Annotated in this window: 24 protein-coding genes; 7 read left to right on the top strand and 17 right to left on the bottom strand. The window is 27.8% G+C overall.

Features of this window, described 5'->3' with window-relative positions:
- Positions 1 to 246: a type II toxin-antitoxin system RelE family toxin gene (locus AC5LG6_RS06970; protein ID WP_066221451.1), complete on the bottom strand. Its 246-nt coding sequence runs from the start codon at positions 244 to 246 to the stop codon at positions 1 to 3.
- The gene (locus AC5LG6_RS06965) at positions 230 to 424 is read right to left on the bottom strand and encodes a hypothetical protein (RefSeq protein WP_081560924.1); all 195 of its coding nucleotides are present in this window, start codon (positions 422 to 424) and stop codon (positions 230 to 232) included. Before AC5LG6_RS06965 ends, AC5LG6_RS06970 begins: the two co-directional genes overlap by 17 nt.
- A gap of 88 nt (positions 425 to 512) precedes the next feature.
- On the opposite strand from AC5LG6_RS06965, the gene trmA reads away from it, so the two are divergent.
- The 5 genes from trmA (at position 513) to AC5LG6_RS06940 (ending at position 4349) form a co-directional block, all read left to right on the top strand.
- Positions 513 to 1643, top strand: coding sequence for a tRNA (uridine(54)-C5)-methyltransferase TrmA (gene trmA / locus AC5LG6_RS06960; RefSeq protein ID WP_498586074.1), 1131 nt, complete (start codon positions 513 to 515; stop codon positions 1641 to 1643).
- Between the two features lie 60 nt (positions 1644 to 1703).
- Positions 1704 to 1940, top strand: a complete 237-nt coding sequence (locus AC5LG6_RS06955; protein WP_081560926.1) for a ribbon-helix-helix protein, CopG family — start codon at positions 1704 to 1706, stop codon at positions 1938 to 1940.
- On the top strand, positions 1933 to 2184 hold the full coding sequence (locus AC5LG6_RS06950) for a type II toxin-antitoxin system RelE family toxin (protein WP_260889259.1): 252 nt from the start codon (positions 1933 to 1935) through the stop codon (positions 2182 to 2184). The genes AC5LG6_RS06955 and AC5LG6_RS06950 overlap by 8 nt, the downstream gene beginning before the upstream one ends.
- Before the next feature lie 218 nt (positions 2185 to 2402).
- The gene (locus AC5LG6_RS06945) at positions 2403 to 3302 is read left to right on the top strand and encodes a flagellin N-terminal helical domain-containing protein (protein ID WP_498586073.1); all 900 of its coding nucleotides are present in this window, start codon (positions 2403 to 2405) and stop codon (positions 3300 to 3302) included.
- Between the two features lie 159 nt (positions 3303 to 3461).
- Complete coding sequence (locus AC5LG6_RS06940) at positions 3462 to 4349, top strand: flagellin N-terminal helical domain-containing protein (protein WP_498586072.1); 888 nt, start codon at positions 3462 to 3464, stop codon at positions 4347 to 4349.
- Between the two features lie 55 nt (positions 4350 to 4404).
- Here the strand turns inward: AC5LG6_RS06940 and AC5LG6_RS06935 are convergent, their stop codons facing one another.
- From AC5LG6_RS06935 to AC5LG6_RS06880, 12 genes are read right to left on the bottom strand one after another with little or no spacing between them, the layout of a single operon-like run.
- Positions 4405 to 6447 (bottom strand): motility associated factor glycosyltransferase family protein, encoded by a 2043-nt coding sequence (locus tag AC5LG6_RS06935; RefSeq protein ID WP_498586071.1) that lies wholly within the window; start codon positions 6445 to 6447, stop codon positions 4405 to 4407.
- 2 nt (positions 6448 to 6449) lie between these two features.
- Complete coding sequence (locus AC5LG6_RS06930) at positions 6450 to 7139, bottom strand: acylneuraminate cytidylyltransferase family protein (protein ID WP_498586070.1); 690 nt, start codon at positions 7137 to 7139, stop codon at positions 6450 to 6452.
- Positions 7129 to 8184, bottom strand: coding sequence for a nucleotidyltransferase family protein (locus AC5LG6_RS06925; protein WP_498586069.1), 1056 nt, complete (start codon positions 8182 to 8184; stop codon positions 7129 to 7131). The genes AC5LG6_RS06930 and AC5LG6_RS06925 overlap by 11 nt, the downstream gene beginning before the upstream one ends.
- A 1-nt stretch (position 8185) precedes the next feature.
- Positions 8186 to 9202 (bottom strand): PDDEXK nuclease domain-containing protein, encoded by a 1017-nt coding sequence (locus AC5LG6_RS06920; protein WP_498586068.1) that lies wholly within the window; start codon positions 9200 to 9202, stop codon positions 8186 to 8188.
- The gene (gene neuC, locus AC5LG6_RS06915) at positions 9199 to 10365 is read right to left on the bottom strand and encodes a UDP-N-acetylglucosamine 2-epimerase (protein ID WP_498586067.1); all 1167 of its coding nucleotides are present in this window, start codon (positions 10363 to 10365) and stop codon (positions 9199 to 9201) included. The genes AC5LG6_RS06920 and neuC overlap by 4 nt, the downstream gene beginning before the upstream one ends.
- Entirely contained in the window at positions 10362 to 11411 is a 1050-nt protein-coding gene (locus AC5LG6_RS06910) for a PDDEXK nuclease domain-containing protein (RefSeq protein WP_109158234.1), read from the bottom strand. The genes neuC and AC5LG6_RS06910 overlap by 4 nt, the downstream gene beginning before the upstream one ends.
- Positions 11408 to 12409: an N-acetylneuraminate synthase gene (neuB, locus tag AC5LG6_RS06905; RefSeq protein ID WP_498586066.1), complete on the bottom strand. Its 1002-nt coding sequence runs from the start codon at positions 12407 to 12409 to the stop codon at positions 11408 to 11410. The genes AC5LG6_RS06910 and neuB overlap by 4 nt, the downstream gene beginning before the upstream one ends.
- Positions 12410 to 12426: 17 nt before the next feature.
- Entirely contained in the window at positions 12427 to 12855 is a 429-nt protein-coding gene (locus tag AC5LG6_RS06900) for a MaoC family dehydratase (RefSeq protein ID WP_434250246.1), read from the bottom strand.
- 1 nt (position 12856) lies between these two features.
- Entirely contained in the window at positions 12857 to 13516 is a 660-nt protein-coding gene (locus tag AC5LG6_RS06895; RefSeq protein WP_434250245.1) for an acetyltransferase, read from the bottom strand.
- A complete protein-coding gene (locus AC5LG6_RS06890; protein ID WP_434250244.1) occupies positions 13513 to 13779 on the bottom strand; it encodes a KilA-N domain-containing protein in 267 nt (88 codons plus the stop codon). Before AC5LG6_RS06890 ends, AC5LG6_RS06895 begins: the two co-directional genes overlap by 4 nt.
- Position 13780: 1 nt before the next feature.
- Positions 13781 to 14917, bottom strand: a complete 1137-nt coding sequence (locus tag AC5LG6_RS06885; protein WP_498586065.1) for a LegC family aminotransferase — start codon at positions 14915 to 14917, stop codon at positions 13781 to 13783.
- Between the two features lies 1 nt (position 14918).
- The gene (locus tag AC5LG6_RS06880) at positions 14919 to 16115 is read right to left on the bottom strand and encodes a UDP-N-acetylglucosamine 4,6-dehydratase (RefSeq protein WP_498586064.1); all 1197 of its coding nucleotides are present in this window, start codon (positions 16113 to 16115) and stop codon (positions 14919 to 14921) included.
- Between the two features lie 148 nt (positions 16116 to 16263).
- Between AC5LG6_RS06880 and AC5LG6_RS06875 the strand changes: the two genes are divergently transcribed.
- Positions 16264 to 16452 (top strand): hypothetical protein, encoded by a 189-nt coding sequence (locus AC5LG6_RS06875; protein ID WP_498586063.1) that lies wholly within the window; start codon positions 16264 to 16266, stop codon positions 16450 to 16452.
- A 93-nt stretch (positions 16453 to 16545) separates the two neighbouring features.
- The gene (recA, locus tag AC5LG6_RS06870) at positions 16546 to 17595 is read left to right on the top strand and encodes a recombinase RecA (protein WP_260880991.1); all 1050 of its coding nucleotides are present in this window, start codon (positions 16546 to 16548) and stop codon (positions 17593 to 17595) included.
- Between the two features lie 33 nt (positions 17596 to 17628).
- Here the strand turns inward: recA and AC5LG6_RS06865 are convergent, their stop codons facing one another.
- The 3 genes from AC5LG6_RS06865 to topA are packed head-to-tail and all read right to left on the bottom strand — an operon-like array spanning position 17629 to position 21313.
- A complete protein-coding gene (locus tag AC5LG6_RS06865; protein ID WP_066221056.1) occupies positions 17629 to 18477 on the bottom strand; it encodes a biotin synthase in 849 nt (282 codons plus the stop codon).
- The gene (locus tag AC5LG6_RS06860) at positions 18467 to 18979 is read right to left on the bottom strand and encodes a metallophosphoesterase family protein (protein WP_498586062.1); all 513 of its coding nucleotides are present in this window, start codon (positions 18977 to 18979) and stop codon (positions 18467 to 18469) included. Before AC5LG6_RS06860 ends, AC5LG6_RS06865 begins: the two co-directional genes overlap by 11 nt.
- Positions 18980 to 21313, bottom strand: coding sequence for a type I DNA topoisomerase (gene topA / locus AC5LG6_RS06855; protein ID WP_498586061.1), 2334 nt, complete (start codon positions 21311 to 21313; stop codon positions 18980 to 18982).
- Between the last annotated feature and the right edge of the window lie 61 nt (positions 21314 to 21374).

Here is a 21374-nt window from a genome sequence, read left to right as displayed (position 1 = left end):
TTATAAATAACTCTCTTTTCTGTGTAAAACTCTACCAATTATTAAATTATCATCTTCAATATCAAAAAGAACTCTATAATCTCCAATTCTATATCTATATGCTGGTTCAAAATTTGTTAATTTTTTAATATTTGTAAGATTTGGAAATTTTTTAAGCTCTAATATTTTTTTCTCAATTTTTGTTTTAAAAGGTTCGCTAATAGATTTTAAATCTTTTATAGCGCTACTTCTAATTACAATTTTCATTTTTTAAATACTCTTCAAAATCTATTGTTTCATCTTCTCTTGAAGCTTTTAAAAGTTTTAAATCATCTAAATCCTCTTTAGAAACTATCTCTAATCCATCATTTTTAAAATGTTCTAAAAGCCATAAAACTTTATCTTTTAAACTTTCATCTTTTATATTTATTACAAATGAGTTCATAAAGTCTCCTTTTTTAAAATTCCTAAATTATATCTACTTTTACCAATATTTCCATATAATACAAACTTTAAAAAAAGGATAAAATCTTATGAACTGTAAATATTTTGGCTCTTGTGCTTCTTGTACACTTTATGATAAAAATTATGATGAACAACTAAACTACAAAATCCAAAGAGAAAAAAATAGATTTTCAAATCTTACAACTTGCGATTTTGATATTATAAAAAGTACTCCAAAAAAATTTAGAAATAGAGCTGAATTTAGAGTTTGGTGGGAAAAAGATGAGCAGAACAACAAAGATATTTTAACTTACGCTATGAACGATTTTAATAAAGAGATTCTAAAAATCGATTCATGTGAGATAGTAAACGAAGATATAAAAAATCTTATGCCAAAACTCTTAACTGAGCTTGAAAAATCTATGATTTTATCTTTTAGGCTTTTTGCTATTGAGTTTTTGGTTAGTTCAACTTCTGATATGCTTGTAACTTTGATTTATCATAAAAAACTTGAAGATGAGTGGATAAATTTAGCAAAACAAATTGAGCAAAAATTAAATATAAAAATAATAGGAAGAAGCAGAAAACAAAAAATAGTTTTAAGTAGCGATTTTATAAATGAGAGCTTAAATATAAATAGCAAAGAGTTCAAATTTGCCTATGAAGAGAATGGTTTTACTCAACCAAATACTTCTGTAAATATAAAAATGATTGAGTGGGTTTTAAATAATATAGAAAAGTCAAATAAAGATTTATGCGAACTTTATTGTGGTGGTGGAAACTTTACAATTCCTCTTTCAAAAAAGTTTAATAAAGTTTTAGCAACAGAGATTTCAAAAACATCGATAAAATCAGCTTTGAGAAATTGTGCTTTAAATAATATTGAAAATATAGATTTTATAAGAATGAGCTCAGAAGAGTTTGTTGAGGCTTTAAATAAAGTTAGAGATTTTAATCGACTTAAAAATATAGATTTAGATAGTTATGATTTTGAAACTATTTTTATGGATCCTCCAAGAAGTGGATTAGATGATACAACTAGAAATTTAGCTAAAAACTTTGAAAATATCATATATATTTCGTGTAACCCACAAACTTTACATAGAGATTTAGAAGAATTAACAAAAACACACAAAATAGTAAGATTTGCCCTATTTGACCAGTTTGCTTTTACAGAACATATTGAAAGTGGAGTTATTTTGAAAAAGATTAAATTTTAAGTAACTTTTTATATATTTTGTAGCAAAATGTATCTACATATATATACAAAGGTTTACAAAATGAAAAAAGCAATAAATATAAGAATAGATGAAGCACTTTTAAAAGAACTTGATAATTGTGCAAATGAACTAGATAGAACTAGAACCTATCTGATAGAAAAGGCTATAAGTAGCTATTTTGATACTTTAGATGAAATGATAAGTGACAAAAGAATAGATGATATAAAAAATGGAAAATCTGAACTTATAACTCTTGAAGAACTAGCAAAAAATTTAGGATTAGACTCAAATGTTTAAGCTAATAATTCCAAAAGATATTGAAAAAGATATGAGAAATTTTCCAAAGGAGAAAAACATACTCATTTTAAAAAAAATAGAAGAGTTAAAAATTGGAAACTTCACAAACGACAAAGCTTTAAAGGGAAAATATAAAGGCAAGTTTAGAAAAAGAGCTGGAGATTATAGGATTATATATTTAAAAGAAAATAATATTTTACTTATAACTTTGATTAGAATAGCCCACAGAAAAGAAGTTTATTAAAGTAGTATTTTGTTTTGAAAATATTAAAAATCTCAAATAATTTAAACTAAATTTAAGAAAAGTTATATAATACTTCGTTTATAAATTTAGGGTTGAATTCAATCCGAAGAGAGTAAAAGAGATTTTACAATCTATGCTAGGTAAAACTAGAATGTTTTTAGGCTTGGATATTTTTTAAATATTCATAAAATATTTTACAAATTCACAAAGGATTTATTATGAGAATTAATACAAACGTATCTTCACTTGGTGCTCAAGAAGCATCACAAATAACTAATAAAAGTATAGCTAGTTCTTTAGAAAAACTAAGTACAGGTCTAAAAATCAATAAAGCTAGCGATGATGCTTCTGGTCTTGCTATTGCAGATAAACTTAGAACTCAGGTTACTTCTATAAACCAAGGTATATCAAATGGTAACTCAGCTATTGCATTACTTCAAATTGCTGATAAATCTATGGCTGAGCAATCAAAAATTCTAGATACTATTAAATCTAAATTAATTCAAGCAAATACAGATACTACATCTCAAGCTGGTAGAACTGCTATTGCAAAAGATGTTACAAAACTGCTTGATCAATTAAATAATATTGCAAATCAAACTAACTATAATGGTACTGCATTATTACAAAAAGGTGTGGGTACTGCTGCTTCATCTAAAAACTCTCAAACTGGACTATCTTTCCAAATTGGTGAAAGTACAGCTGATATGATAAAAACAAAATCAATTAAAGCTAATGTTGCTGGTTATAGTTTAACTTCTTTAAAAACTCAAGTTTCTGCTGGTGCTAAACTTTCTGCTGGTGCTACGAAATCAGCAACTGGTGCATTTACAAGATCTTTTGCTTCTGCTGGTCAAAAAGCTGTTGATAGAGCTATAACTGTATTAAATGGTTATAGAGGAGATATAGGTTCTACTCAAAACCAAGTTGAATCAGCAGTTAGAAACTTAATGACTCAATCTACAAATATCAAAGCAGCTGAGTCTATTATTAGAGATGTTGATTATGCTGAAGAGAGTGCAAACTTTAATAAATTAAATATCATATCTCAAGCTGGGTCGTATGCGATTAGCCAATCAAATGCAACTCAACAAAATGTTCTTAGATTACTTCAATAGTTAAGTAGTTTTAGTTCTCTTTTATTAAAAAGTGGAGATTTTTCTCCACTTTTCTTATTTTTAATTTTTATTTAAACTAATTTTATGAATTAGTTTGCAATAATTATGTCATTAAGTTTTATTTACACTGTGAAATAAATCAAAACTAAGGACAAACTTATGAAAATTAACACGAATATATCTTCTTTAACTGCTCAAGAAGCGGCAACAAATACAAATAGAAGTATAGCTAGTTCTTTAGAAAAACTAAGTACAGGTTTAAAAATCAATAAAGCTAGCGATGATGCTTCTGGTCTTGCAATTGCCGATAAACTTAGAACACAAGTTACATCTATAAACCAAGGTATATCAAACGGTAACTCAGCTATTGCTTTACTTCAAATTGCTGATAAATCTATGGCTGAGCAGTCAAAGATTCTTGATACTGTAAAAGCAAAACTAATCCAAGCAAATACAGATACTACATCTCAAGCTGGTAGAACTGCTATTGCAAAAGATGTTACTAAATTACTTGACCAATTAAATAATATTGCAAAACAAACTAACTACAATGGTACTGCTTTACTTCAAGAAAGTGCTACAAATGGAGCTGCTAAATCTGCCCTATCTTTTCAAATTGGTGAAAGCACAGCAGATTTGATTTCAACAGCAACTATTCAAGCAAATATAACTGGATTTAGTCTTGTTTCACTAAAAGGTCATGTTTCTAATGGTGCTGCGCTTTCTGCTGGTGCTACTGCCGGTACTACTAATGCATTTACAAGATCTTTTGCTTCAGCTGGTCAAAAGGCTGTAGATAGAGCTATAACTGTATTAAATGGATATAGAGGAGATATAGGTTCTACTCAAAACCAAGTTGAAAGTGCAGTTAGAAACCTTATGACTCAATCTACAAATATTAAAAATGCGGAATCAGTTTTAAGAGATGTTGATTATGCGGAAGAGAGTGCAAACTTTAATAAGCTAAATATAATTTCTCAAGCTGGATCATATGCTATTAGTCAATCAAATGCAGTTTCTCAAAATGTTCTTAGACTACTTCAATAAAAAAGCAACTTTATAAAATATTTTAAGATTACTTTAATTAATTAAAGTAATCTTATTAAATAACTCTTTTTAAACATAAAAGATAATCTTCAATAATATCCGTAATTTGTCTTATAGATATCTCTTGTATTTTCTTAACCTTTTTACTTTCATCTTTTATTTTTATATCATTAAAGTGATACAATAAATACGGTGCACTAATTTGGAAATAATTTACTAAAATTTGGTATAAAAGGTCGCAATTATTAATATCCAATGTAGTTAATATTGAATATTCATCTACAAGAAGTTCTTCAAAGTTTTTATATTTAGTTTTCTTTATTTTATCTATAATTTCTATAATATTTTTTTCAATAAACCCTATCTCTTTATTAATAATTTCTTTTGATTTTGATGAGATTCCTGTTAAAGAGTAGTATTTTAATTTTTTTATAAGCTCATCATATCCAAACTCTACCTTTTTTAATTCATTAAGGTTGATATCTTCTTGTTTTACTGGAATTACTCCATTAAAAAATGCCCCATTTGTAGATAAGTTGTAAATTACTACATCTTTAGATTTTATTTTTACTTTTTCTTCAAGGCTTTTTATTGAACTAAAAAACATTGGGGTTGTATATACATACTCTCTATAATTACCTTTTACCTTAATTAAACTTTCTCTTGCACTATAGGTATCTCTATTTATTTTTTCATTTAAATTTAGTTTAGTTGTAGCAGAATTTGAATCTTTTGAATGGCTTTCACCAGTTTCTTGATTTAGTGCTAAATCAAGTCCTATTAAATAAAGCTCTTTTATATTTAAATCTAATAAAATATTAAGAGTTATTTCTCCAACACTAAAACCTTGAAAAACTATATTATCCTTATGAAGTTTACTAAAAACTTCGTATAAAAATAGATTATCTTTATTAAATTTTTTTAGTATATTTTCATTTGTCATATTTGAAGCAAAGATAATAGTATTTTTAGAAATTTTTTCCACACTTTCATCATCAAATTGTTTTTCATTTAAAGCTTTAAAATCTTGATCTAACGTAGATATAATATCAATATGTATATCATTTGCTAAAAGCTTTTTATAAGCGGCTCCAATAGTTACTATAAAAAAATTATTATGATTTTTCTTTATCCAATCTATATTATCATCTAATGATGGTCCTGCTGCAATATATAAGACAGGAATATTTTTTAATAAATTTAAACTCTTTTTTGTTTTATTAAAAAGCAAAAATTTATATCCATCTTTAATATATTTTGTTGCTCTATTAAAATGAACATAAAGCATTCTATTATAGTCATAAGCAACAGGATTTAATATATGTAAACTATTTAAAATATTATCTATATACTCTTCTATATTAATCGTTGTTGTTGAGAATTTAATTAGATAATTCTCTAAATAATTCATTTTAAAAAACCTACTAATTTTAGTTTCCGTATCAAATACATTATCCATAATAGAAAAGGTTACATGTTTTTTTGCAAGAATTGTATAATCAACAGTAAAAAGAGACAATCTAAATATTTCTAAATTTCTTTCTAAAACTAAATACATATTTGCATCTATATTTTTTGCAATTTTTGGTATATGCCTTCCTAAAAGCGTCCCTAAAAAAATAAATTTTTTTATATTTTTTAATCTTTTTTTCTTGTTATCAATATAGTCTCCAATAGCATTTAGATACTCCCAAGCATTATTTACACTTAAAGTATTAAACTGAGTCATATTTTCAAACTCAAATCTATTTGTTTTATCAATAATAGGTACACCTTTATGAATAGGAGAAAAATGTTCTGCTAAATCCAATATATAATTTCCTTCATATTGTTCAGATTTTCTTAGTAATTCACTATTAAATTTTTTTGGATTTTTATTGTACAAATATTTATCATTTAAAATATCATAAATATCAAAGTCACCATCATTCATATTAAATTCTAGTGCATATTTCTCTTTATATTCTCCTCTTTCTATCATTCTTGATAACTCATCTACTCTATGATAGAGTTCATTATCATATTCACTTAAGAAAGCAAGATTTGCTAAAAATGTAGTTGTAAGTGCATTTTGTAACTCTATTTGTTCTTTTGTCATTTTTATATTCCTATTCTCTCTTTAATTAAAATTTCAGCTAGTTTAAAATCAATATCTTCATCTATATCTATTGAATATTTTTTATCCATTTTATATGAAAAAATATTATCTTTTAAAAAGAATGTTTTATTTTTAAGTAATTTATATGTTTTACAAATATAAATAGCGCCATTTAATCTATAATATTTTTCTAAATCTTGACTTCGTTTATTTAAAATTTCTTCTCTTAGAAAACCTCTCATATTTCCATCTTTTGGCAAAGTATTACTCCAAAGTGGACTATGATCCATTTCACAAACACTTACTATTGCATCTGCTTGTTTTTCTTCTAAAAGTTCTATTGCTTCATCTATATGTTTTTCATTTCGAAGTGGGCTTGTAGGTTGAAGTAAAACTATATAATCATAATTTTCAAAATTATCAATAGTATGTTTTACAGCATCAAAGGTTGTTGCTGTATCATTTGCTAATTCATATGGTCTTTTTATTATATCTGCTCCAAAATTTGATGAAATATTTAAAATCTCTTCATCATCACTGCTTACAACTACTTTAGAAATATATTTACTTTTTAATGCAGCTTCAATACTCCAAGATATTAAAGGTTTACCACATAAATCCAATATATTTTTTTGAGGAAGTCTCTTGCTTCCACCTCTTGCTGGAATTATTGCCAAAAATCTATTTTTCATTGAATATCCTAAAATATTCATTTTGAGCTTGTTCAAAATCACTCATCCTACCAATATCTAACCAATATTCATGAATAGGAAAAGATAAAACTTTTCTCTCTTTTTCCACTAATATATTAAAAAGAGTTGGCATATCAAAGAACTCATTTTTTGGAATAAGCTCAAAAATATTTGAAGATAAAACATAAATTCCTGCATTTACAAAGAATTTTTTTATAGGTTTTTCTTCTATTGCTATAATATTATCATCTTCTGTCTGTACTACTCCATATGGTATTTGATACTCATACTCTCTTACACACATTGTAGCATTCGCATTTGCGAAAGAGTGAAAATCTAATAAATTTGAAAAATTTACATCTGTTAATAGATCTCCATTCATTACAAAAAAAGGCTCGTTTGGTTTATCTTTTAGAAGACTCAAGGCTCCAGCTGTTCCCAATCTATTATTTTCTTCAATATAATCTATATTTACTCCAAAATCACTTCCATCTTTGAAATAATCTTTTATAATATCACCTTTGTAGTTTAAACTAATTGTAATATTTATAAACCCGTGACTTGCAAAATTTTTAATAATTGTTTCTAAAATAGGCTTATTCCCAACTTTTAACATAGGCTTTGGAGTATCTTCTGTAAGAGGTCTTAATCTTGTTCCGAGTCCTCCAGCCATTAAAATCACTCTATTTCGTTTATTTGTAGTTTTAAGTAAAGTTGCTAAATTTACTATATCAACTAAAATATTATTTTCATCTACAATTGGAATTTGATAAATCTGATTTTTTATAGCTTTTTGTATTATTTTATCTTTTGTCTCAGTATTTAAAGAGGTAATAGGATTTTTAAAATATAAATCATTTATAGTATCATCTAAAGTATAATTTTTTAGAAGTCCCCTTCTTATATCTCCATCTGTAAGAGTTCCTACTAATCTATCATTTTCATCTACCACTAGTGCTATTTGTATAGCACCTTGGTTAATTATTTGTAATGCCTCTTTTATAGTTGAATTTGTTGTTAATTTTATATTTTCTATGTTTTTCATTTTATTTAATCTTCTCCTTGAGTTCTTCTTTACTTGGTAATATATTTTCAAACTCTTTTGGCAATGTTTCTCTTATAGTATAAGTAGATACGCCCATAGGTTGTTCAAGATTTTGGAGAGCATATTCTACTTCTAATCCATCTTTATCTGTACATAAAATTATTCCTATAGAAGGGTTTTCATGTTGCATTTTTACTTTATCGTTAAGTATATTGAGATAAAAATTCATTTTACCTGCATATTCTGGTTTAAATTTTCCTACTTTTAGTTCTACAGCTACTAAGGCATTAAGCTTACGATGAAAAAACAAAAGGTCAATAAAATACTCATTTTCACCTAACTCTAGTTTGTACTGATTGCCAACAAAACTAAAACCGTATCCAAGCTCTAGTAAAAAGTTTTTTATATTCTCAACAAGTTTGTTTTCTACTTGTCTTTCGTAAGTATCTTTTGCAACCTCTAAAAATTCTAAATTGTATTCACTTTTTACTATGTCTTGGGCTAACTCTGAAAGTTCAGATGGAAGTGATAATTCAAAGTTATTAGATTTATTTTCTAATTTGTCTCGTTCAAAAAGATTTGTTTTGATATGGTGCATTAGGACATTACGATTCCAGCCATTTTCAATAGTGTTATTTATATAATATTCTTTTTCAATATCATCTTTTATTTTTTCAAATATAATAATATTTTGTCCCCAAGAAATTTCTCGCACAGACTGTGCGAGTTTTGAATTGTCTTTATATGCCAAGTAAAAGTTTCTCATTCTCCAAAGGTTTGAACTTGAATATCCACTTTTTTCACCAAATTCATCTTTTAAATCTTGAGACATTTTTTCAACTATAGATTTACCCCAATCCAAAGCTTCTTGCTTGATAACTATTTCTTTTCCTATCTCAAAATAAAGCTCTATCATCAATCTATTTGCAGATAATATCGCTTTTGATTTTGCACTATATATTTTTGTTTTTATCTCTTTTAGAAAAGTAGCAAAAGTATTACTATCAATGTTTTTCATGATATTTCCTTCAAATCATAAAAAGATTTTTTAAGTATATTTTTTAAATCTACACTTTTTAAAATTTCAACTATTCTTTTACTTGCACATCCATCACCATATGGATTTATTGTATCTTTTAGGCTTTCCTGAAACTCTTTTGAATAAAGTTTTTCAAAAGATTTTAAAATAGAGTCTTTATTTGGTTCACAATCAATCACGCTAGAGGCTTTAATTCTTCCTTTTTGTCTATCTCCAATATTTATAGTTCCTATTTTAAAACTTGGTGCTTCCGCTAAACCACTTGAGCTATTTCCTACAACTGCATCAACATATTGTAAAGCACTTAAATATCTTAATTGTCCCAAAGATGTGAATCCTATAGATTTATGAGAATTTTTAATTACATACTCATCAATCATTTGATTTATAACTCTTCCATCTGTATCGCTATTTGCTTTTGTAAAAATTATATTTGTATCTTCTAGTTCATCTATTGCATCTAGCAACTCTTTAAATTGTTCTTTTGCTGTGCTATTTTCTAAAGTTACAGGATGAAAAGTAACTAAGATATTTTTATAATTTAGTTTAAACTCTATTGATTTTTCAAACTCTTTTTTATTTAAAAGTTCTATTTTTTTTATATTTTCTATTCCCATACCACCAACATTAAAAACTCTAGAAGGATCTTCACCTAGCTGAATTACTCTATTTTTATACTCTTCTGTAGCAGTAAAGTGAAGATGACTCATTTTTGTAATACTATGTCTTATTGATTCATCAAACGCACCCTCAGTTTTTTCTCCACCATGAATATGAGCAATAGGAATTCTTGCTATCATAGCTGCACTTGTTGCACTAAATATCTCATATCTATCGCCTAAAACCACTACAATATCTGGTTTTAGTTCATCATAGCTTTCCGCAAAACTTATTTGTGCTAATCCCATTGATTTTGAAATACCTACCGAAGTATCAGAAGATAAAAGCATCTCAATTTTTTTATTCACACTAAACTCTTTTTCTATTTCCTTATAAGTTAAACCAAATTCAGGGCTTAGATGCATTCCTGTAACTATAAGTTGAAGTTGAAGTTCTTTATCTGCTTCAATTTCTTTAAGAAGCCAATAAAGAAGCCCATATTCAGCTCTTGTTCCTGTTACTACACAAACTTTTCTTTTCATATCAACTCGTCTTCTTTATAATTTTTTATTTTGTACTTTTGCTTTGCATTTTCTATTGCTCTATGAAGTCGTTTTTCAAACTTATCTTTTGGAGGTAAAACTGTAAGATATTTTGCTATATGAATATCGCTTTCTCCTAGTTCTAGCAGCTCTATTTGTTCTTCATTTTTATCACTACAAAGTATTATTCCTAAAGGTCTGTTTTCATCATCTTCTTTTTCATGTTTTTCCAAATATTTCAAATAAAGTTCCATTTGTCCTTTGTACTCTGCTTTAAATTTACCAAGTTTTAAATCAATAGCTATCAATCTTTTTAGTTTACGATTATAAAAAAGTAAATCTATATAAAAATCATCATTTCCTATTTGAACTCTTTTTTGTCGTGCTATAAAACTAAAGCCATTTCCAAGTTCTAATATAAAATTTTCAATATCTCTTAAAATCGCATCTTCTAAATCTTTTTCTAAATACCTATCGTTTAACTCTAAAAAATCTAAAATATATGGGTCTTTTAAAATAATATTTGGAGTTACAACACCTTCTTTTAATTTTTCTATTTCATAAGATATTAATTCATCTGGTTTTTTTGATAATACTGTTCGTTCATAAAGCATTGAATCTATTCTATCATTTAGTGTTCTTGTACTCCATTTATCAAGTTTTGTCATTTCTATATAAAATGTTCTTTTTAGCTCATCTTCTATATAAATTAAAGTTTTTAAATGAGTCCAAGTTAATTGTGTACTCAGCGAATGCACTATCTTTTCATCATTAAAAATTTTATAAAATCTAATCATATTTATAACATTTCTCTTAGAATAACCTCTTCCAAACTCTTGAGTTAATTGTGTACTCACTGAATGCACAATTTGTTCTCCATAATTGGCTCTTGAGTTTTTAAGTATGTCTTCTTCTATTTTTTTACCAATATTCCAATAAAGTAGAGTTAAAGATGAATTTACACTAATAGCTACTTGCTCTTTTGTAGCTAATATAATAGTTTTTAGGTCTTCTACTAAAATTTTATTGTCTATTAATTCTTTCATATCAACTCATCTTCTTTGTAGTCTTTGAGTGCAACACTTCCAACAATTTCATCCCATCTCATAGGACTTATTCCATTTCCTGGTCTTTTTATCGCAAGATTATTTTCGCATAAAATCTCACCTTTTTTAATATCACATTTTGCAACTATAGATTTTCTAGCTATTGATTTATTTTTTAACTCACTATTTGATGGTTTTTTGACACTACTTCCTAAAGCTAATTCTATATTTCGAATAGCTTTTACCATAGCTTTTAGTTCGTCTGGTTCTAAAGAAGCTTTATGGTCTGGTCCTTCCATAGTACAATCAAGTGTAAAATGCTTTTCTATACAAGAGGCACCCAAAGCAACAGCAGCTATATCAACTTCTATTCCCAAAGTATGGTCACTATATCCAAAAGCTATATCAAAGGTATTTCCTATTGTTACCATTGCTTTTAAATTTACATCTTCCATAGGAGTTGGGTATTCTGTATTTGCATGTAAAACTGTGATATTCTCTTTTTTTGTTCCAGCATTTATTAATATATTCAAAGCATCTTCAATCTCACCAATACTTGCCATTCCAGTTGAAAGTATTACTTTTTTATCTAATCTTCCAATATGTCTAAGATATGGTAAATTTGTAATCTCTCCACTTGGTATTTTAAATATTTCAAGACCTAAATCATTTAAAAGTTCAATGCTATCATGGTCAAATGGAGTTGATAAAAACATAATATTTTTACTTTTACAGTAAGATAAAAGTTCATAGTGCATATCTTCACTAAGCTCTAATTTTTTTACCATTTCAAATTGTGTTTCTGTTGCATTTTTTGTATTTTCAACCTGATAATCTGCTTTTTTAGCGTCTTTTGATATGCAAAGTTCTGTTTTAAAAGTTTGAAATTTTACAGCATCTACTTTTGCTTCAACAGCTACATCTATTAACTTTTTAGCTAATTCAATACTTCCATTATGATTAACACCTGCTTCTGCTATTATGAATACTTTTTTCATTTTATTCCTTTTATTCCTTATGGTACGAATAATTCAGCTTCACCATCAGTGACAACTTTATTTTTGACTTTACATGTAGTTCTAAAAAAAACTCTTTTCTTAGCTAAATCAACACTTATAACTTCAACTGTTGCAACAACTGTATCTCCTATATAAACTGGTCTTTTAAAATTTAGAGATTGAGAAACATAAACGCAACCTTCACCAGGTATCTTTGTACCAAAAAGAGCTGAAAAATATGAAGCAGTCATTAATCCATGTGCTATTCGTTTTTTATATCTTGATTTTTCTGCATATTGCTCATCCAAATGAACGGGATTTCTATCTCCAGAAATCCCAGAAAAAGCTTTTATATCAGCATCAGTAATAGTTTGAGAATAACTAACATTCATTCCAATCTCTATCTCTTCTAAAGGTATCTTATTAAAAACTAATGAATTACTCATTTTAATATCTCCTTTTAATATTTTCTTTTGTTAATTCAATAGCAGGATTTCCAAATACTGTAGTATTTGATGGTACACTTTTAGTAACAACAGCTCCAGCAGCTATTACAGCACCTTTTTCTATTTTTAAAGGTTTATTTGTTTTACCTTGGTGTATTATCACACCTGTGCCTATATAAACATCATCTTCTATTATTACATTTCCATTGCACTTTACAGATGGTGCAAATGTTACATTATTTCCTATAACACAATCATGCGCTACATAGCTATAAATATTTGCTTGAAAGTTTTTTCCTATAATTACATTTGAAGTTATAGTGACAAATGGACAAAGAACAGACCCCTCATCTATTTGAGATGATTTTGAAACAAATGAGCTTTTATGAAAAATATTTGGAAAATTTACTCCCTTGTTTTTAAGTTCTAAATATATTTTATTTCTAAGCTTATAATCTGCAATAGCAATAACTACATTATCATTTGAAGTGAAATTAAAATTTATTTCATTTCCTAAAAAAGGTGCTTTATATTGATATTTTTTATATTCTATTTCACTAATATCAAAGTAACCTTTAATATTGTAATCACCATTATCTAAAATATACTCTGTCACTTCACTAGCAAAACCACTTGTTCCAATAATATATATTTCTTTCATTTTAACTTTCCTAAGAATTTAACTAAATATATATTTAATTTACTAAAAGCAAAAGTTTTATTTCCATCGAATTCGGGGGAATTAAAATTTGTATTATAAATCTCTTCCCAAATACCTAAAAACTCTATAGTATTTTTATTTCTTAACCATTTTTCTATAAGAACTAAGCCATTTTCAATATTTCTAACCATATCTGTAAGTGAAATATAATCATCTTCTATTATTGTAATTATCTGCTCTTGAACTATGATTTTATTTTTCATATCAAACTCTTACGCTACTAGGAATATTTACAACTCTCTCTTCAAGATATTTTGCATTTTTTAAATCTGTTTTTTGGCAATCTTTAAACATCTCAAGTTCATTCATAAGTTTCCAAATAGGTCTTGTCATTACGCCATTTTTATTTGTAAACTCTAAAAAATCATCTCTTTGTTTTACATTTTCCAATAAAACTGCTTGAAGCCAATAGTTTGATTTACTATTTTCTGGCTCTTCTATAAACTTTATACTATTTTGCAAAAAAAACTCTTTATATATTTTTGCTAACTCTCTTTTTGAAACTAAAAATTTTTCTAACTGCTCAAGTTGAGCCACAAGCAAAGCTGCATTTATATTTGGAAGTCTATAATTATACGCGGTTTCATCATGTACATACTCATAAGGATGAGGAATTTTTGCAGTTGTCGTGATATGTTTTGCTCTTTTAGCTAATATTTCATCATCTGTAACAATAACTCCTCCACCACCTGAAGTTATGATTTTATTTCCATTAAAAGAAAAAGCTCCAATTTTTCCAAAAGTTCCTGTATGTCTGTTTTTATAAAAAGATCCTAAACTTTCAGCTGCATCTTCTACTAAAGTAATATTCCAAATATCACAAATATCTTTTATCTCTTCAATTCTACAAGGATGTCCAAAAGTGTGCATAGGAACACAAGCTTTGATTTGTCTATTTGTAGTTTTATTTATGCAAATATTTTCTACTACTTCACAATTTGTTTCCAAAAAGTTTTTTAAAGAATCAAGACTTAAACCCATAGTATCTAAATCCACATCTACAAAAATTGGTTTTGCTCCAATATACGAAATAGCATTGCAAGTAGCTATGAAAGTAAGTGGTTGAGTAATGACTTCATCATCTTTTTTTACATCTGCTAAAATAAGCGATATATGTAATGCAGCTGTACCATTTACAGTTGCTATTGCATATTTACTTCCTACAGTTTTTGCAAACTCTTTTTCAAAACTATCTACATATTTTCCAACACTTGATACAAATGTAGAATCAATACAATCATTTAAATACTTCTTTTCATTTCCAATAAATCGTGGTTCGTGTAATGGAATAAACTCTTGCGTTTTAAAAGTTTCTTTTATAAAATCAACTACTTTTTGCATATTACATCTTCCCATCAAGATATTTACCTGTTTCTTTATGACCAAAGTCTGGAATTAGTCTGAAAAACTCTTTTACAATATCATCTTTGCTCCATTGTAAATTTTGTTTATATTTTTTGATAGTAGCTTCAAACTCATTTAAGAGTTTTTCATCATAAATTGCTTCATTTTTTATAACTCCAAGATTTTCAAATCTGTTCATATCTAAAATTTCTTTGTCTGTAAAAAACTCTTCAAAATCTTTTTCACCTGTTGTATCACTAGCAGTAAACAGACAAGGCCATTTTCCTTCTTTGGGTAAAGTTTTTGCTAATTCTCTAGCTTCATCTTCATCTTTGCATAAATATGGCTCATATCCTAAATTTTGTAAATATTTTACAGCGATATCTGCAAAAGTGATTAAGTGTAAATTAACACTAAGTTTTGGGAAAAAAATATCTCTATTTTCACCAAAAATACAAGACATTAAGCATAATTCACCACTTTCTTGAGGTGTTACGAAATATCTTTTTATATCATTTGGAGCAACGATTGGTTGATTTTTTTGAATTCTTTGATTAAATCCATGAAGAAGAGAGCCATCACTAAAGGCTACATTTGCAAATCTTGCCATTGAAACATCTATCTGTTTTGATTTTCTATTTACAAACATCTCCATGATTCTTTTACTTGCACCCATCATATTTACAGGATTTGCAGCTTTATCTGTGCTTACACAAAAATATTTTTTAGTTCCATTTTCAATTGATTGTTGAAGAGTTTTATCTGTATTGAAAATATTTGTTTCTATCATTCTCATAAGAGTAAATGGATCTTTTTCACTTCTTACATGTTTAAGTGCTGATAAATTTAATACATAATCATATTTTCCATCAGATTTTATAAAAGCATCATATTCGATACTTCCAATATCTAGTGCAAATGTTTGAAAATCTCCATTTATATATCCAAAACTACTTCTTATATCTCGAACTAGTTCAACCATATTATTTTCACCAATATCAACAACATGAAGTTTTTTTGGATTTCTTTTAAATATCTCTTTTGTAACAGCTTGACCAATACTTCCAGCTCCACCAATAACTAGAAATGTAGAGTTTGACACTATTTTTGAAAGCTCTTTTTCATAAGTTTGTATATCTTCTTGAAAAAGCTCTTTGGTTCTACCGATTAAACTTAAAATATTATTTTCTTTCAATTTTCAATCCATTTTAATTTTGTTATATTATTGTATCACATATTATTAATTTTAAAATTTAATAAAATTAAAATATTTTAAACTTTTATTTTATATTCTACTAAGTTATGTAATAATAAAGGATTATTATTTAAGAAAAAAGAGAAATATGAGCGAAATAATCCCAGAAAATATTTTAAAAATTCAAAAAAAACTTGCAACTTTACAAAAAGATTCAAGAAATTATAAAAAATATACAAAAATATTAGCAAAACATATAAAATCTCATACTATGCAACAAAGAGTAAAAGCCCATATAAAGGCAATTGAGACTATTCAAAATTTAAATAAAGAGTAAAAATATTGCAAATTGTAATATTTTTAAGAACTTTTAAAAAATTGTGCTAAGATTTCGGCATAAAAAGAAAAATCAAAAAACGAGGTAAAAATCATGGATGAAAATCAAAAAAAATCACTTGAACTTGCTATTAAACAAATAGACAAAGCTTTTGGAAAAGGTACGCTTATTAGATTAGGAGATAAAGAGGTAATTCCAACTGAAGCTATTAGCACTGGCTCACTTGGTCTTGATTTAGCTCTTGGAGTTGGTGGTTTACCAAAAGGTAGAGTTATTGAAATTTATGGACCTGAAAGTTCTGGTAAAACAACTTTAACACTTCACGCAATTGCTGAAGCTCAAAAAGCTGGAGGTGTTTGTGCATTTATAGATGCGGAACACGCACTTGATGTAAAATATGCAAAAGATATTGGTGTAGATATTGACAATTTACTAGTTTCTCAACCAGATTTTGGGGAGCAAGCTTTAGAGATACTTGAAACTGTTATTAGAAGTGGTGCTGTTGATTTAGTTGTTGTGGACTCAGTTGCAGCCTTAACACCTAAAGTAGAAATTGATGGTGATATGGATGATCAACAAGTTGGAGTTCAAGCTAGACTTATGAGTAAAGCTTTAAGAAAAATAACTGGACTTTTAAGCAAAATGAACTGTACAGTTATATTTATCAACCAAATAAGAATGAAAATTGGAATGACAGGATATGGAAGTCCAGAGACAACAACAGGTGGAAATGCACTTAAATTCTACTCATCAGTAAGACTTGATATTAGAAGAATTGCAACTTTAAAACAGGGCGAGAACTCAATTGGAAATAGAGTAAAAGTAAAAGTTGTTAAAAATAAAGTTGCTGCTCCATTTAAACAAGCTGAGTTTGATATTATGTTTGGTGAAGGAATTTCAAAAACTGGTGAGCTTGTTGATTATGGTGTTAAACTTGATATTATTGATAAAGCTGGAGCTTGGTTTAGTTATGGTGATACAAAAATTGGACAAGGAAGAGAGAACTCTAAAGTCTTCTTAAGAGATAATCCAGCTATTTCAAAAGAGATTGAAGATAAAATTTTAAACTCTATGGGAATAAATGATGCAATAATTGCAGGAAGTATAGATAGTGAAGATGAAGCATCTTCTTTAGATGACTAATCTAAAAAAATAATAAAGGCTTTAAGCCTTTATTTATTGATGACATGCAAAAGCTATTTCATATCCTAAAGCCGTAACAGCTTTGATGTCATCTTCAGCACTTGCCCCTCCAGTTGTCAAATAATCTCCAACAACTAAAGCATTTGCACCATGTTTAAATACATCATACTGATTTTCTCCAAACATCAACTCTCTACCGCCTGCAATCATTAACATTTGATTTGGTAAATAGCTTCTTGCTAGTTCAACCAACTTAAAAGCTTCCTCTTTTGATAAAGGATTGTTTACTAAAGGAAGTGCTTCATTTGGATGAAAAAAGTTAATTGGCACAGACATTGGCTCTAAAGAAGCAATTGATTCAAGCATAGAAACTCTATTAGCTTGTGTTTCTCCAAGACCAAAAATTCCACCCGTACATAAATAAAGTCCGGCTTTTTTTGCATCTAAACAAGTATTGTATCTATCATCCCATGAATGCGTTGTACAAATTTCACTATAAAACTCTCTTGCTGTCTCAAGATTGTGGTTATAATTTTCAATTCCATGTTTTTTTAACTCTTTTAACTGCTCATAAGTTGCAATTCCATTGCAAGCAATTAATGAAATATCTGGAACCGCTTTATGTACAGCATCAGCTGCTCTACAAACATAATCTAATCTTTTATCATCAAGCCCCGTTCCAGCTGTTACTAAACAAAAACCAACAGCTTTATTTTCTCTAGCTCTTTTTGCTTCTATAACTATCTCTTCAATCTCTTTTCTTCTATATCTTTGTATATCTGCTTTGTACTTTACACTTTGTGTACAAAATTTACAATCTTCGTTACAAGTTCCGCTTTCAATATTTGAAATTGCACATAAATATATTTGATTACTGCTCATATCTAAACTCTTCTTTCATAAAATTATTTTCATTTGTATTTTTAAAATAGTGTGTGATTATATATTCATTTGTATTAATTTCAAGTTTTGCACATGAAATTATTGGCTTTTCTCTAGCACATACCTCTCCTGAATTTATAAAAAGTTTTTTATTTTTGTATTCACAATCAAATTTATGAGTATGACCAAAAATTATGATATCTGTATCTGGATGTAAGTGAAAAGGTAAGTGCATAAGTTTAAAACTCTTATCTTTTATTTTAAAATAATATGGCTCTTTTTTTATATTATAATCTTCTGAAAATTGAAATAAATCTCTATCATTGTTTCCAAAAACTACAATATATTTTAAATTTGAATTTTTTAAAATATCCAAACCATCTTTTGAGCAAATATCTCCAGCATGGATTAAATATTCACAATTTTCTTTTTTTAAAAACTCTATACACTCTTTTAGATATTCATTTTTATGATGACTATCTGATAAAATTCCTACCTTCATCTACTCTTTTTTTGCTTTTGTAGATACTTTTTTTGTTGTAGTTTTAGTGGCTGTTTTTCTAGTAGGTTTTTTAGTACCCTTACTATCTTTTTCAATTATTTCCAAACACTCTTCTAAAGTTAATTCTTCAGCAACCTTTGTTTTTGGAATTTTGAAATTTTTTCTACCTTGTTTTATATAAGCTCCATATTGTCCGTTTAAAATTTGAATTTTCTCTTTTTCAAAATCTTTTATTAAGGCTTTACTTTTTGCTTCATCAATTTCACTTATAATCTCTTTTGCCCTTTGCTCATCAACTGTATAAGGGTCATCAGTTTTTAGTGAGTAATATTTTGTTTTAACTTGTAAATATGGACCAAATCTTCCAATATTTGCTTTAATCTCATTTCCACTATCATCAACTCCAACAACTCTTGGAAGATTGAATAAAAATAGTGCTTCTTCAAGTGTAATAGTATCCATATTTAGTTTTTCAGGAATTGCTACAAATTTTGGTTTCTCTTCATCATCTTTTGTACCAATTTGAACAAATGGACCAAATCTTCCAACTCTTGCACTTACAGGTTTTCCAGATTTTGGGTCAATTCCAAGCTCTCTTACTTGAGAATAATCAGATTTACTAATATTCTCCTCTTTATCTTTTATAGTCTTTTTAAAATCGCCATAAAAGCTTTTCATTACATCAACCCAAGCTTTTTTACCTTCTGCTATATCATCAAACTGCTCTTCAATACGCGCTGTAAATCCTAAATCAATAATATTTGAGAAATGATCAGTTAAAAAACTATTTACAATTTCACCTGTTGGTGTTGGAGCTAATTTTTTATCTTCTGTTTTTACTACATACTCTCGTGCTTGAATAGTTGAAATTGTTGGAGCATAAGTTGAAGGACGTCCTATTCCTTCACTCTCAAGTTTTTTAACCAAACTAGCTTCAGTATATCTTGAAGGTGGTTTTGTAAAGTTTTGTTCACTACTTAAATTTTCTAGCTCTAAAACTGTTCCAATTTTTATGTTTGGAAGAATTTTTTCAGCACTATCAAGAGCAGCTTCAGGATTATCACTACCTTCTGTGTAAGCTTTCATAAATCCAGCAAAAATAATTCTTTGACCCTTTGTTTGAAATTCAAACTCTTTATTTTTCCCTGCTTCTATTTTATATGTTGTATTTGCAATTTTTGCAGTAGCCATTTGAGTAGCTATTGTTCTTTTCCAAATTAAGCTATAAAGTCTATATTGTGAAGGATCTAAATATGCTTTTACATCAGATGGTTTTAGACTCATATCAACAGGTCTTATAGCTTCGTGAGCCTCTTGAGCACCTTTTGCTGTTGATTTAAAAGCTCTAGGTTTTGCTAGTGAATAATCTTTTCCATACTCATCTTCAATAACTTTTTTGGCAGCAGTTGTTGCAACAGTTGATAAGTTTAATGAGTCAGTTCTCATATAAGTAATCAAACCACCTGTATGATTTGGAATATTTGCAACATTTCCTTCATATAGCTGTTGAGCTATCATCATAGTTTGAGCAACACTAAGACCTATTTTTCTACTTGCTTCTTGCTGTAGTGTTGAAGTTGTAAATGGTGGGGCTGGATTTCTAGTGCTCTCTTTCTCTTCAATATCTACAAGTTTGTATGAACCACTATTCAAAGAGTTTTCAATATCTCTTGCCTCTTTTTCATTTTTTACTTTGATATTTTTGCCATCTTTTTTTGCTAATTCACTTGAAAGTTCAGGGTTTATAAAATCAGCTTTTATTTTCCAATACTCTTCAGGAACAAAAGCTCTAATTTCATTCTCTCTATCTACAATTATTTTAACAGCTACACTTTGAACTCTTCCTGCACTAAGCCCATATCTCACTTTTTTCCAAAGTAAGGGAGAAAGCTCATATCCAACTGCACGATCTAGTATTCTTCTTGCTTGTTGAGCATCTACAAGATTTTGATCCACATCTCTTGGATTTTGTAAGGCTTTAAGTATTGCATCTTTTGTAATTTCGTGAAAAACTATTCTTTTTATTGGATTTTTTTCAATTTTAAGTGCTGGAATTAAGTGCCATGCAATAGCCTCTCCCTCTCTATCTTCATCGGCCGCTAGGTAGATTGTTGTATCTTTTGAGATCTGTTTTTTTAAATCAGCTATGACCTTTTTTTTATCAGCACTTACTTGATAGCTTGGTTTAAAGTTATCATCTGGATCAAATCCTAAAGTAGATTTTGGCAGATCTCTTACATGCCCCATAGATGCCATAACTACATAATCAGAGCCCAAAAATTTTGATATTGTTTTTGCTTTTGCTGGTGATTCCACTATTACTAAATTTTTCACTTAAATTGCCTTCATATTTTCTAAAAGTGTGCATTCTAACATAAAAAATGTAAGGTTTTCT

This window comes from Arcobacter thermotolerans, from assembly GCF_983172305.1.
This window is presented reverse-complemented; position numbering and strand designations above follow the sequence as displayed.

Coding starts and splice junctions, on each gene's coding strand:
- AC5LG6_RS06930 (WP_498586070.1), bottom strand. CDS start 7,139: ATGAAAAATAGATTTTTGGCAATAATTCCAGCAAGAGGTGGAAGCAAG.
- AC5LG6_RS06900 (WP_434250246.1), bottom strand. CDS start 12,855: ATGAGTAATTCATTAGTTTTTAATAAGATACCTTTAGAAGAGATAGAG.
- AC5LG6_RS06875 (WP_498586063.1), top strand. CDS start 16,264: ATGAGCGAAATAATCCCAGAAAATATTTTAAAAATTCAAAAAAAACTT.
- AC5LG6_RS06895 (WP_434250245.1), bottom strand. CDS start 13,516: ATGAAAGAAATATATATTATTGGAACAAGTGGTTTTGCTAGTGAAGTG.
- AC5LG6_RS06925 (WP_498586069.1), bottom strand. CDS start 8,184: ATGAAAAACATAGAAAATATAAAATTAACAACAAATTCAACTATAAAA.
- AC5LG6_RS06885 (WP_498586065.1), bottom strand. CDS start 14,917: ATGCAAAAAGTAGTTGATTTTATAAAAGAAACTTTTAAAACGCAAGAG.
- recA (WP_260880991.1), top strand. CDS start 16,546: ATGGATGAAAATCAAAAAAAATCACTTGAACTTGCTATTAAACAAATA.
- AC5LG6_RS06910 (WP_109158234.1), bottom strand. CDS start 11,411: ATGAAAGAATTAATAGACAATAAAATTTTAGTAGAAGACCTAAAAACT.
- AC5LG6_RS06965 (WP_081560924.1), bottom strand. CDS start 424: ATGAACTCATTTGTAATAAATATAAAAGATGAAAGTTTAAAAGATAAA.
- AC5LG6_RS06860 (WP_498586062.1), bottom strand. CDS start 18,979: ATGAAGGTAGGAATTTTATCAGATAGTCATCATAAAAATGAATATCTA.
- AC5LG6_RS06920 (WP_498586068.1), bottom strand. CDS start 9,202: ATGAAAAACATTGATAGTAATACTTTTGCTACTTTTCTAAAAGAGATA.
- AC5LG6_RS06945 (WP_498586073.1), top strand. CDS start 2,403: ATGAGAATTAATACAAACGTATCTTCACTTGGTGCTCAAGAAGCATCA.
- trmA (WP_498586074.1), top strand. CDS start 513: ATGAACTGTAAATATTTTGGCTCTTGTGCTTCTTGTACACTTTATGAT.
- AC5LG6_RS06970 (WP_066221451.1), bottom strand. CDS start 246: ATGAAAATTGTAATTAGAAGTAGCGCTATAAAAGATTTAAAATCTATT.
- AC5LG6_RS06890 (WP_434250244.1), bottom strand. CDS start 13,779: ATGAAAAATAAAATCATAGTTCAAGAGCAGATAATTACAATAATAGAA.
- AC5LG6_RS06955 (WP_081560926.1), top strand. CDS start 1,704: ATGAAAAAAGCAATAAATATAAGAATAGATGAAGCACTTTTAAAAGAA.
- neuC (WP_498586067.1), bottom strand. CDS start 10,365: ATGAAAAGAAAAGTTTGTGTAGTAACAGGAACAAGAGCTGAATATGGG.
- AC5LG6_RS06865 (WP_066221056.1), bottom strand. CDS start 18,477: ATGAGCAGTAATCAAATATATTTATGTGCAATTTCAAATATTGAAAGC.
- AC5LG6_RS06935 (WP_498586071.1), bottom strand. CDS start 6,447: ATGACAAAAGAACAAATAGAGTTACAAAATGCACTTACAACTACATTT.
- AC5LG6_RS06940 (WP_498586072.1), top strand. CDS start 3,462: ATGAAAATTAACACGAATATATCTTCTTTAACTGCTCAAGAAGCGGCA.
- neuB (WP_498586066.1), bottom strand. CDS start 12,409: ATGAAAAAAGTATTCATAATAGCAGAAGCAGGTGTTAATCATAATGGA.
- AC5LG6_RS06950 (WP_260889259.1), top strand. CDS start 1,933: ATGTTTAAGCTAATAATTCCAAAAGATATTGAAAAAGATATGAGAAAT.